The organism is Hydrogenibacillus sp. N12 (assembly GCF_019645935.1).
GTDB lineage: Bacteria > Bacillota > Bacilli > Thermicanales > DSM-22653 > Hydrogenibacillus > Hydrogenibacillus schlegelii.
Map to the genome: position 1 here is coordinate 842,262 of NZ_CP080953.1, position 12,213 is coordinate 854,474.

General features: G+C 59.8%; 9 protein-coding genes and 1 pseudogene. All 10 read left to right on the forward strand.

Annotated features, from left to right (window positions below; genetic code table 11):
* Positions 1 to 165: 165 nt before the first annotated feature.
* The 10 genes and pseudogenes from K2M58_RS03920 (at position 166) to ptsP (ending at position 12,203) form a co-directional block, all read left to right on the forward strand.
* On the forward strand, positions 166 to 1,824 hold the full coding sequence (locus tag K2M58_RS03920; protein ID WP_220678371.1) for an FGGY-family carbohydrate kinase: 1,659 nt from the start codon (positions 166 to 168) through the stop codon (positions 1,822 to 1,824).
* A 6-nt stretch (positions 1,825 to 1,830) separates the two neighbouring features.
* Entirely contained in the window at positions 1,831 to 3,189 is a 1,359-nt protein-coding gene (nagA, locus tag K2M58_RS03925; RefSeq protein ID WP_220678372.1) for an N-acetylglucosamine-6-phosphate deacetylase, read from the forward strand.
* A 157-nt stretch (positions 3,190 to 3,346) separates the two neighbouring features.
* Positions 3,347 to 5,494, forward strand: coding sequence for a BglG family transcription antiterminator (locus tag K2M58_RS03930; protein ID WP_220678373.1), 2,148 nt, complete (start codon positions 3,347 to 3,349; stop codon positions 5,492 to 5,494).
* A 14-nt stretch (positions 5,495 to 5,508) separates the two neighbouring features.
* The gene (locus tag K2M58_RS03935) at positions 5,509 to 5,784 is read left to right on the forward strand and encodes a PTS sugar transporter subunit IIB (protein WP_220678785.1); all 276 of its coding nucleotides are present in this window, start codon (positions 5,509 to 5,511) and stop codon (positions 5,782 to 5,784) included.
* 3 nt (positions 5,785 to 5,787) lie between these two features.
* A complete protein-coding gene (locus tag K2M58_RS03940) occupies positions 5,788 to 7,050 on the forward strand; it encodes a PTS ascorbate transporter subunit IIC (RefSeq protein WP_220678374.1) in 1,263 nt (420 codons plus the stop codon).
* A gap of 74 nt (positions 7,051 to 7,124) precedes the next feature.
* Entirely contained in the window at positions 7,125 to 8,513 is a 1,389-nt protein-coding gene (gene nagE, locus K2M58_RS03945; RefSeq protein WP_220678375.1) for an N-acetylglucosamine-specific PTS transporter subunit IIBC, read from the forward strand.
* Positions 8,509 to 9,425 (forward strand): annotated as a pseudogene (locus tag K2M58_RS03950) (haloacid dehalogenase-like hydrolase). The gene nagE and the pseudogene K2M58_RS03950 overlap by 5 nt, the downstream one beginning before the upstream one ends.
* A 22-nt stretch (positions 9,426 to 9,447) precedes the next feature.
* Positions 9,448 to 9,942, forward strand: a complete 495-nt coding sequence (locus K2M58_RS03955; RefSeq protein WP_252393523.1) for a PTS sugar transporter subunit IIA — start codon at positions 9,448 to 9,450, stop codon at positions 9,940 to 9,942.
* Between the two features lie 90 nt (positions 9,943 to 10,032).
* The gene (locus tag K2M58_RS03960) at positions 10,033 to 10,302 is read left to right on the forward strand and encodes an HPr family phosphocarrier protein (protein ID WP_220678376.1); all 270 of its coding nucleotides are present in this window, start codon (positions 10,033 to 10,035) and stop codon (positions 10,300 to 10,302) included.
* A 38-nt stretch (positions 10,303 to 10,340) separates the two neighbouring features.
* On the forward strand, positions 10,341 to 12,203 hold the full coding sequence (gene ptsP / locus K2M58_RS03965) for a phosphoenolpyruvate--protein phosphotransferase (protein WP_220678377.1): 1,863 nt from the start codon (positions 10,341 to 10,343) through the stop codon (positions 12,201 to 12,203).
* Positions 12,204 to 12,213: the final 10 nt, after the last annotated feature.

Sequence of the window (12,213 nt, forward strand, 5' to 3'; positions counted from 1 at the left end):
AAGGCGCAGCTGAGACGGCGCGAAAGGACCGGCTGGAACGATCGTTTTGAGACCGGCGGTTCCGGTTGGGAAGTGCGTCCTCGGGGGCGGGAGCCGGGGCGCGGCTTCAAGGGCGACGAAGGGCCGGCGTGCTTTGCGCCGGCGGCAGATCGGGGAGGGCTCGGAATGGCGGTCATGGGCATCGACCTCGGGACGTCGGGGGTGCGGGCGCTCATCGTCGGCGAGGACGGGGTGCCGCTCGCCGAAGGACGGGCGCCGCTTTCGTCTCCGGACCGTCCGATGCCGGGCCGGATGGAGCAGCCGGCGGAGGCGTGGTGGCCGCAGGTGGAACGGGCGGTGCGGCAGGCGCTTCAGGCGTACCGCGCCGACGGGGCGGGCAAAACGTCGATCGGAGGCGGCCGGGCGGCGCCGGGCGCCGGGCCGGAGACGCAGACGGGTTCGGAGATGGCACGCGCCGGGATGACGGGGCGGGCGCGCCCGGAACTTCGGGCGCTTTCGGTGACCGGGACGTCGGGGACGGTCGTGTTTCTCGGCCGAGACGGCCGGCCGCTTCGACCGGCGATCCTTTACGGGGATCTCCGGGCCGTTCGGGAAGCGGCGGAGGTGGATGCGGCCGGCCGGTCGCTCTGGCGACGCCTCGGGTATCGCATGACGCCGGCGTTTGCCCTGCCGAAGGTGCTGTGGGTGAAGCGCCATGAGCCGGCGGTCTGGAAAGAGACGGCGCGGGTGGTCCACGCGGCGGACTATGTCGTCGGCCTTTTGACCGGCGAAGCCGGGGTGACGAGCGAATCGGACGCCCTCAAGATGGGCTTCGATCTCCTCGAGCGGCGGTGGCCGTCGGAGGTGCTGACGGCCCTCGGCGTCGATCCGGCGCGGCTGCCGCGGGTCGTCCCTTCGGGGGCGGTCCTCGGCACGATCGGGCGGTGGGCGGCGAAGCGGACGGGGCTTCCGGTCGGGCTTCCGGTCGTGGCCGGGATGACCGACGGCGCGACGTCGCAGCTTGCCGCCGGCGCCGCCTTCCCGGGGGCGTGGGCGAGCGTCATCGGTTCAACCCTCGTCGTGAAAGGAGTCACCCGGACGCTGCTTGCCGATCCGGACGGCGGGGTGTATGCTCACCGGCATCCGGACGGCTGGTGGATGCCCGGCGGGGCGAGCAACGCCGGCGGGCAGGCGCTCGTCGAACGGTTCGGAGCCGATCGGTTGGAGCGGTTGAGCCGTCTGGCCCGGTTTCCGTCGCCGTACCTCGTCTATCCGCTCGCCGGTCGGGGGGAGCGGTTTCCGTTTCTCGCGCCGGCGGCCGAGGGGTTTGTCGTGCCGGTTGGAGATCCGACCGGTCCGGCGGGCGCCCCTCCCGGTCCGACGAGCGTGCCGGCGGAAGAAGCGGCGAGCGGGTCGAAAGGGGAGCCGGGGGAGCGGGAGGAGGCGGCGCTTTTCGCCGGCTATCTCGAAGGGATGGGTTACATTGAGCGGCTTGCTCTGGAGCGGCTTTTGTCCCTCGGCGCGGTGATCGAGGGGCCGATCCGGGTCGCCGGCGGCACGGTCCGGAACCGGGCCTGGCTCAGGGTGCGGGCGAGCATTTTGAATCGCCCCCTCTCGGTTCCGGCGATGCCGGAGGCGGCTTACGGCGCCGCGATTCTTGCCGGCGCCCATGTTTTGGGGCAAAGCGTCGCCGCGATGGTGGGGGCCTGGGTCCGGCCGGTCGAGGTGATCGAGCCGGATCCGGATCGGGTTTCCCTTTACGAGGCGCGCTACCGGCGGTTCGTCGAGGCGCTCCGGGCTCGGGGGTTTTTGCCGGATACCTGGTCGTCGCCGAAGGAGGCGTAAATATCGATGACCGAAATGTCGTGGGAGATTCGCGGCGTGCAGGTCGTCCTTCCGGATCGTCTGCTCCCGAACGGCATCATCCGGACGCGGGGAGAACGCATCGTCTTCGTCGGAGAAGCGGGCGGCGGGGAAGATGGCGCGGCGGCCGAGAACGGTTCTTCGGGCGGCGATCTTCCCGAGGAAACTTGGTCCGCTGACGGAGATTCTTCTTTCGCAGAAGAGCGGCCGCGGGTGATCGACGCACGGGCCCTCGGGCCGGATCTCGTCGCGATTCCGGGCATGATCGACCTCCACGTTCACGGGGCGGACGGCGCGGACGTGATGGACGGGACGCCCGAAGCGCTCCGGACGATCGCCCGGGCGCTTCTTCGGGAGGGGACGACGGCCTTTTGCGCGACGACGATGTCGGCGTCGGAGGAGCGGCTCGTCCGGGCGCTTCGAAACGTCGCGGCGTCCTTCGATGCGGCTTCAGCTTTGGCGGCGTCGGCGTTTTCCTCTCAGGGGGGAGCCAAGGCGGACGGCCGGACTCCGGAAGCCATCGAGCAGGCGGGCGACCGCGCGGGGGAGGCCGGCGCCGCCCTCCTCGGCGTTCACCTGGAAGGTCCTTTTCTTCACCCGGACCGCGCCGGCGCCCAGCCGGTCGAGGCGCTTCGGGCGCCGTCGCTCGCGGCGTTTCGCCGGCTGAACGAGGCCGCCGGCGGGCGGATCCGCCTCATCACGCTGGCGCCGGAGCTTCCCGGGGCGCTTGAGCTCATCCCGGAGCTCGTCCGGGCCGGCGTGGTCGTCTCCGTCGGCCATACGGACGCCGACTACGAGACGGTCGTCGCCGCCGCCGATCGCGGCGCGCGGCACGTCACCCACGTCTTCAACGCGATGCGGCCGCTTCACCACCGGGCGCCGGGCGCTCTCGGCGCGGCGCTCGTCGACGAGCGGCTGACGGTCGAGCTGATCGCCGACGGGGTGCACGTCCATCCGGCGCTGTTTCGGCTCGTGTTTCGGGCCAAGGGGACGGAGCGGGTCGTCCTCATCACCGACGGCATCCGGGCGAAAGGGCGACCGGACGGCGTCTACGAGCTCGGCGGCCGGGAAGTGACGGTGCGCTGCGGCCGGGCGACACTTGCGGACGGGACGCTCGCCGGGAGCGTCCTTCGGATGAACGAAGCGCTCAAACATCTCGTTGACGCCGGCATTCCGCTGACGGAGGCGGTCCGGGCGGCGACGCTCAACCCGGCTCGAGCGCTCGGCCTCGACGGGGAACGGGGCGCGCTTTTGCCGGGCCGACTGGCCGACGTCGTGCTGCTCGATGGGTCGTTTGCGGTGCGGATGGTGTGGGTGCGGGGGCGGCTCGTGCATATTCAAGCGTGAGAAAACCGATAAAGTGGCCAGCTTTTTATCGATCAGTCAAGGTAAGAGACCACCAAGCGGACTGCGGTAAAGTTTTTCGATTACATCTGTACAAAATCCGCTCTTCATTAAAGCGCTCTCCATTCATTATACTTTGAATAAGCGGGAGGGGGGATCGATGCTCGACCGGCGAAGCACCAACCTACTTTACCGACTGCTGCAGGCTGTGGAGCCGCTTTCTCTTGAAGAGTGCAGCATGGATTTGGGTGTCTCCAAGCGCACGCTATATTACGATTTGAGCAAAATTGATGACTGGCTTCGGACGAATCGCCTTCCACCCGTTCAACGTCGCCCAAATGCTGGCATTTATCTAACGGAGGTGACCAAGAGCAAAGTTTTACAGTTAATGAGCGAGATCCCGCCGTCACACTACGTTTATACCGATGAGGAGCGTCGGGCCGGGATTTTCATAGCGGTTTTCTTCTGGTCAGACCTTACGCTGGACCGCCTTGTTGATTGGCTGGGCGTGAGTCGGGTGACGATCACTCAAGATTTTAAGCGGTTGCGAGAGGAGCTTTTGCAGTTTGGGATTACATTAACCTATCAGAAAGGGTGCGGTTATGTTCTCGGTGGAGATGAACGAAAGATTCGCTTAAAGGCCGTACAAGATTTACGTTTTTTGCGGTCCATTCCTGTTGAACATCCCTTAAGAAAGATGGTGGAAACCCCGTTTGCCGGGAAAAGCGATCTAACGGTTCACGTCGAAACGATCAAAAATAACGTGCTTCCATGGGTAGAGAAAGAATTACAGTTCCGTTTTTCGGATGACGATCTGGATGAATTGGCGCTTCTTATTGCCCTCAGCACTTTCCGCTTGAATCAGGGGCATTTTGTAGCGGAGCTCGATTCAAAACACACCGCCCGTTTGAAAGCGCTTCCTGAAGATAGAGCGGCTTTGCATATCGTGCGTTATATAGAAAATGCGCATAAACGGCGTGTTCCGGAGAGCGAGCGGTTTTTTTGGACGGCAGTGCTTGCGGGGACAGAGCGCCTCTCCGGGAACGAATCGCCACTACACGAACCCCAATTCCATTCAGAAGACGACAGGCGTGTATACCTAACGGCACAAAAGATTGTGGAACAGTTTCAGCGCTTAGCGGCAGTTCACTTCGAGCATGTTGACGCGATTGTTTGGCGCATCTATGAATCGTTGAGAGCACTGTATTATCGCCACCAGTTCGATCTTTTCCCTTCTTCGGGAGTAAAAATGCTACATCCTCATCTAAATCTAAAAGTGGATCTGCTTTCCGTGACCCGGAGAATAGCACCAGCGGCCAGACGATTGATTGGCGATGAGTGGCGAGAGATGTATGATGTTTTAATTGCTATTAATTTAGCGTTAGCGATCTCCGAGAGCGAGCGCAACAGGCGCTCCTTGATTCAGTATCGTGCATTGATCGTCTGTCCTCAGGGAAAATTAACCGCTCAATTGTTGAAGGCGGAAGTAATCAAACACCTCCCCCTCCTTGATGTCGTGGCGACGGTCTCGACCCGGTCCCTCGATCAGTATTTGGATTCGGTGGATCTGGTGCTGACGACCGTGCCCATCACTACCAGCCTAAACAAACCGGTGATTCTCGTTGAACCTTTTTTGAGTCAAAATCGGCTAATTCGTCTTGGAGAAAAGATCGAACAGGTTTTGGCTAACATCAACCAGGCGGAAAGGATTGTAATGGACTTACTTCGTCTCATAACTAAATATGCCGAAGTAAGGGAAGAAAATGGGTTGAGACTAGAGTTGTCACGCTTTATCAGACAGAGATATCGTTATCCGACTGCCGTCTTTTTTGAAAGGAGGAATCAAGAACCCTTGCTCAATGAAATTTTGATAACCGAAAGAATTCGAATTTTGGACCGCGTGAACAATTGGCAAGAGGCCATTCAAGAAGCTGCAAAGCCGCTGCTCGACGAGGGTGCGATTACGGAACATTATATTGAAGCGATGATCGAGACCGTAAAAAAATACGGCCCATATATCGTGATCGCTCCAGGCGTTGCGCTGGCCCATGCTCGTCCGGAAGACGGCGTACGCCGCTTGTCGATGAGCTTACTGAAGTTAAATGAGCCGGTTGATTTCTCACGGACGGAATGCGAAGAGAGATGCGCACACTTGATTTTCGTCGTGGCGGCGGTGGACAATGCATCCCACCTCAAGGCATTGTCGCAATTGACCAATTTGTTGGCAGAGGATAATAACATTGAACAACTTATCGCTGCCAAGCAAAAAGAATCGATTATCGATTTGATCGACCGTTATGCTGTTTAACGAAGGAGGTTGCACTGTTGAGAATTTTGGTCGTTTGCGGGCATGGCCTGGGAAGCAGCTTTATGCTTTCGATGACTGCGCGTAAGGCATGCGAGGAATTGGGGATCGAAGCCGAGATCGGTCATATCGATTTCAGCAGCGCGAAGAGTGAACGCGCCGATTTGTACATCGCAACGCAAGATATCGCCGATCAACTCGAGGATGGAACACGGAAAGTGATCAAGGTGCTCAACATTATGGATCGTCAGTTCTTAAAAGAAGCAATTCGACGGCATATCGAAGGAGGTTAAACCATGGCCAAATGGATTATGCAAGATGTTCTCGGAAATCCATCTATCTTGGTTGGACTTTTTGCGCTTATCGGTTTGGTGTTGCAGAAAAGAGGTTTTGTTCAGATCATGACCGGTACGCTCAAGACGATCATGGGCTTTGTCATTCTCGGCGCGGGCGCTCAGGTGATCATCGGGACATTGGATGTCTTCGGAAATATGTTTCAGGCAGCGTTTCAATTAAAAGGCGTTGTCCCGAACAATGAGGCGATCGTCGCCGTAGCCCAAAAAATGTTTGGCAGGGAAACGGCTTGGATCATGGTCTTCGGCATGCTTGTTAACCTTTTGGTTGCGCGCATTACGCCGTTCAAATATGTCTTTTTGACCGGGCATCATACGTTTTATATGGCAGCCATGCTTTCGGCGATATTAAGTGCAGCCAACGTCACCGGGGCGCCGATGGTGGTGATTGGGTCGCTCCTCCTCGGCCTGGCGATGGTCTTGTTTCCGGCTTTGTTACAACCCTACGTCCGCAAGATCACAGGTTCCGATGATTTTGCCGTCGGGCACTTTGGTTCGCTGGGCTATTTTACAGCCGGAACGATCGGAAAATGGTTCGGCGATCGGAAGGTCTCTACCGAAGATCTCAAAGTCCCAAAATCGCTTGGGTTTCTACGCGATTCATCCGTCGCCGTTTCACTGACCATGACCGTGTTGTTCTTGCTTGTGGCGCTTGTTGCCGGGCCGAGTTACGTCGAGCGTTCGCTGAGCGATGGAACGAACTTTGTGGTTTACGCGATCATTCAAGGGATTACGTTTGCCGCAGGCGTCTACATCATTCTGGCCGGCGTTCGCATGTTGATTTCGGAAATCGTGCCGGCGTTCAAAGGTATCGCCGATAAAGTGATCCCTGAGGCAAAACCGGCGCTCGACTGTCCCACGGTGTTCCCCTATGCGCCAAACGCGGTGATCATCGGATTTTTATCCAGCTTTGGGACGGGGCTGGCGTTGATGTTTGTCATGCCCTGGCTGGGACTGGCGGTCATCATTCCGGGACTTGTACCCCACTTTTTTACCGGAGCGACGGCCGGTGTATTCGGGAACGCCACCGGCGGTTTGAGAGGGGCCCTGCTCGGCGGGATGGCCAACGGCCTTTTGATCAGCTTTTTGCCTGCTTTGCTGCTCCCTGTCCTCGGTTCACTCGGATTTGAAGCCACGACGTTTGGCGACTCTGACTTCGCATTTGTGGGCATTATACTGGGGAATATCCTGCAACTGTTTAAGTGATCGTTTTGCTGCTGACCGTCGATTCCTTTTTTTACCAAGGACTCGTAGGTTCCATTTTGTTGGGAGGTGTTAAGATGTTGGCGTTCCTGCAACGCATCGGCCGGGCCTTAATGCTTCCGATCGCCGTGCTTCCGATCGCCGGACTCCTTTTGCGCTTTGGGCAGCCAGATTTGCTCAACATCCCCTTTATCGCGGCGGCCGGCGGGTCCATCTTTGATCAATTGCCGCTCCTTTTTGCCATCGGGGTAGCCGTTGGATTGGCCAAAGACAATAACGGCGCGGCCGCCCTCGCCGGCGCCGTCGCGTATTTCGTCTTAACCAAAGGAGCCGGAACCATCAATGAATCCATCAACATGTCCGTCCTGGGCGGTATTCTTTCGGGTGTGGTTGCCGGGCTGTTATATAACCGATTCAAAGATACAAAACTTCCGGATTGGCTGGGATTTTTCGGCGGTCGGCGTTTTGTGCCGATCATCACGGGACTGGCGATGATCGTCCTGGCGTTTATCTTCGGCTACATCTGGCCGCCGATTCAAAGCGGCATTTACGCGATCGGCGAATGGATTACGACCGCCGGGGCGATCGGTGTCGGCCTCTACGGGGTTTTGAACCGATTGCTGATCCCGCTGGGTTTGCACCATGTGATCAACAGCCTGGTGTGGTTCGTGTTCGGGGAGTACAACGGTGCGACCGGCGATCTTCACCGCTTTTTTGCCGGAGATCCGTCGGCGGGCTTTTTCATGGCGGGCTTTTTCCCTGTCATGATGTTCGGTCTGCCTGGAGCAGCCCTGGCGATGTGGGCGGCGGCTCGGAAAGACCGGCGCAAAGCGGTGGCCGGCATGTTGTTCAGCGTGGCGTTTACCGCCTTTCTCACGGGAATCACCGAGCCGATCGAGTTTGCCTTTATGTTCCTTTCGCCGGTTCTGTATTTCGTTCACGCGCTTCTCACCGGCCTTTCGATGATGATCGCGTACTGGCTGGACATTCACCACGGCTTTACGTTTTCTGCCGGTGCCATCGACTTCTTCCTGAACATGGGCATTGCCCGGCATCCGTGGGAGCTACTGGGGGTTGGCGTCGTCTACGGCGTGGTCTACTTCGTCGTGTTTTACGCATTGATCGTGAAGTTGAATTTGAAAACGCCGGGGCGCGAAGATACCGACATCACGGCAGAGAGTGATCGAGAGACCGGGGAGCGGCGCTATCGCGAGCTTGCGCAGGGGTATTTGACGGCGCTGGGCGGTAAGGGGAACATCGCGGCGTTGGATAACTGCATCACGCGGCTCAGGCTGACGCTTCATGATGCCGGTCAAGTTGACGAAGAGGCGCTCAAACGCTTGGGTGCCAGAGGGATGGTCAAATTAAGCGATAAGGAATTGCAGGTCATCGTCGGCACCGATGTGGAGTTTGTGGCGAACGAAATGCGTGCGCTGATCAAAGGGGAGGCATCGGATGATGATTAAACGCATCCTTGACTGTGATGCGAGCGATTTTGCGCAAATGGACGGGCGGGCGCTCGTCAAATCGATCCGGGCCGCCGAGGGGCGGACGATCGTGGCGGAGGTAATCGCGATCACTCCGCCCCTTTTTCCGCCGATCAGCAACGCCGAGCTTGCAGCATCCTTCGGAGCAGATTTGATTTTGCTGAATATGTTTGATGTTTTTCAACCCTATGTAGCCGGTGTTCCGGTCGAGGAGGCGCGGCAGACCGTGGCACAACTGCGGCGGCTGGTCGGTCGTCCGATCGGGATCAACCTCGAGCCGGTCGACGCAGACGCCGAAGGGTTAGAGGAGCTGCTTTCGATTCCGAAAGGGCGTCGCGCCGAAAAAAAGACATATGAACAGGTCAAAACGTTGGGCGTGGATTTTCTTTGTCTTACGGGCAATCCCAAAACCGGTGTCACACACCGGTCTCTGATCCAAGCCGTCCGGATCGCCAGGGAGGTGCTCGGCCCTGAAACGATGATTATCGCCGGGAAGATGCATAGCGCCGGAGTTTCCGGGGAAAGCGGAGAAGGGATCGTCGATGCGTCGTTTTTAAAGGAACTTACGGCCGCCGGCGCCGACGTCGTTCTTCTTCCCGCGCCGGGAACCGTCCCCGGGGTCACCGTCGAGCGGCGTCGGCCTGGGTGCAGATTGTCCATGCTCAGGGAGCGCTGGCGATGCTGACCGTCGGGACGAGCCAGGAAAGCGCGGATCCTGAGACGATCCGTTCCTTCGCGATGATGGGGAAAATGAGCGGTGCGGATCTCTTCCACATCGGGGATGGCGGTCCGGGCGGCATCGCGCCTCCGGAAAACGTGATGGCGTATTCGCTGGCGATTCGGGGCAGGCGCCACACGTATCGAAGGATGGCCGCATCGCCGCTGCGGTAAAGGGTTTTCCGGGAGGGAGACAATGACCTTTCTGCAAAAGTTGTTCAAAGGCCGAAACATCATCGACATCGTGGCTCCAATGAACGGTCGCTCTGTTGACATTGCGGAGGTCCCCGATCCGACGTTCAGTGAGAAGATGATCGGCGATGGCGTTGCCATCGATCCGACCGATGGAATCGTCGTGGCTCCGGTGACGGGAGAAGTCGCGCAAGTTTTTCCCATGGGACATGCCGTCGGCCTCCGAACGCCTTCCGGACTGGAATTGCTTGTTCACATCGGCCTAGAAACGGTGGGGTTAAAAGGGGAGGGCTTTACGCTTCACGTCAAAAAAGGGGCTCAGGTGGAGGCCGGTGCTCCCTTGCTAACGTTTGATCTTTCTTTGGTTCGGGAGCGCGCGAAAGCCATCTCACCGATTGTGATTACCAATATGGAGCGGATTTTGAGGCTTGAAAAACTTCCCTTTGGCGATATCCAAGCCGGAAGGTCACTGCTGATGAAAGTAGAAATTAAGAGATAATCAAAACGAAAAGGTTAATGGACAATACGGTTTTGGATCGGCGCGTTTCGCAATTCGTGTCGACGATTCGAAGGGAGTGGAAATTACAGCATGATCGAACGCACAGTCAACGTACGGCTGCCGAACGGCCTTCACGCCCGTCCGGCGGCACAGTTCGTTCAAGCGGCCAACCGATTTAAAAGTGAGGTCACTTTAGTCAAAGGCGGGCGCATGGCCAACGCCAAAAGCATCATGGGCGTTATCGGCCTCGGCGTTGCCCCAGGGGAGACGGTAACCTTGCGGGTGGATGGGAGCGATGAAGATGAAGCGATGGAAGTGCTGATTCGATTGTTGACCCGCGTCGATGAGGAAACGCGGTAGAACGATTGGGCAAGCAAGCCTCTGCGAGGAGGGGCGCGATGGCACGGCGCGAACTTCAAGGTGCTGCAATTTCTGAAGGGATCGTGATGGCTCCGGTGGTCGTCTGGCAGCGGCAAGACGGTCGGAAGGATCGCTTGTACGCGGGAAGCACAAGTTCTATGGGGGACATCGATCGGCAAAGGTCGGAAGCGTTGGGGCCGAAACAGGAGCTGAACGATGAACATCCGGGGCCGAACGAAAATGCAGCATCTCAAGATGAAGCCCAAGTCACCGTCGATTCCGAAATTGATCGCCTCCTACAGGCGCTCGAGGCGGCTCGCGCCGAAACGGATCGTCTCATCGAATCGGCGGCCCGCCGGGCGGGGGCGGAGGCGGCAGAGATTCTCAAGGCACAGCAAGTCATGCTGGACGATCCCGTCTGGCGGGAGGAGATGATCTCCCTCATCCGCGCGGAGGGCGTGACCGCCGAGGCGGCGCTCGAGCGCGTCACGGCGCGATACGTCGAACAGTTGGCGGCACTCGAAGATCCGTATCTTCGCGAACGGGCCCAGGATCTGAAGGACATTGAGCGCCGGGTGCTGAACTCGCTTTCGGGCGAAGGCGGGCTCCCCTCCCTCGACGATCTGAAAGAGCCGGTCATCCTCGCGGCGCACGAGTTTTCTCCGGGCGATACGGCGCTTTTCGACCGCCGAACCGTCTTGGCGCTCGTTGCCGAAACCGGCGGGCCGACGTCTCACGCGGCGATCATGGCGCGGGCGCTGGGGATTCCGGCCGTCTTTGGCGTGCGGGATCTTCTGGCGCACGTCCGCGGAGGCGAGTGGCTCCTCGTCGACGGCGCCGCCGGGCGGGTGATCGTCGACCCGGACGAAGCGGAACGGCGCGCCTACGAAGTCCGACGGCAGGAAGCGGACAGAAAGAAGAAACGCCTTGCGGGCCTTCGTCGCGAGCCGGCCGTCACCCGGGACGGCCGGCGGGTGGAGGTCGCGGCGAACCTCGGCCATCCGCGGGAGCTTCCGGCCGTGCTCGAAAGCGGCGCAGAAGGCGTCGGGCTGTTTCGAACCGAGTTTTTGTTCATGGACCGCGACGCGGCGCCGGACGAAGAGGAGCAGTTTGAGGCGTACCGGACCGTCCTGAAGGCGGTGCGGCCGCATCCCGTCATCCTCCGCACTCTCGACATCGGGGGAGACAAGCCGATTCCGTACCTGAAGCTTCCTGCCGAGGCGAATCCGTTCCTCGGTTATCGGGCGATTCGGCTGCTTCCGGAGTATGAAGCGCTCTTTCGGACCCAGCTTCGCGCCATCCTGCGAGCCGGCGCATATGGGCGGCTCCGGGTGATGTTCCCGATGATCACCTCGGTGGAGGAGGTCCGGGCGGCCGTAGGTCTTTTGAAGACGGTCGAGACGGAACTCCGGAGGGAAGGGTTGCCGGTGCCCGAGTTGTATGAAGTCGGTATCATGGTCGAAACGCCGGCGGCGGCGCTCGTCGCCGACCGGCTGATCCGGGAAGTCGACTTTTTCTCCATAGGGACGAACGACCTCGTGCAGTATACGCTCGCCGTCGACCGGACGAACGAGCGCGTCAGCGGTCTTTACGAGCCGTTTCATCCGGCGGTGCTTCGGCTCATCCGGCACGTGATCGACGCCGCCCACCGCGCGGGCAAGTGGGCCGGCATGTGCGGCGAGATGGCCGGTGATCCGGAGGCGATCCCGCTTCTCCTCGGCCTCGGGCTCGATGAGTTCAGCATGAGCCCGGGCAGGGTGTCAGCGGCAAAAGCGATCATCCGCGAGACGTCGGCGAGGGCGTGGGCGGCCGTAGCGGACGAGGCGCTTGCGAAGGCGTCGGCAACGGAAGTGCGCTCTTTCCTTAAGGAAGCGGCCGAGAAAGAGGCGGCCGAGCGGTAAAAAGACGCCC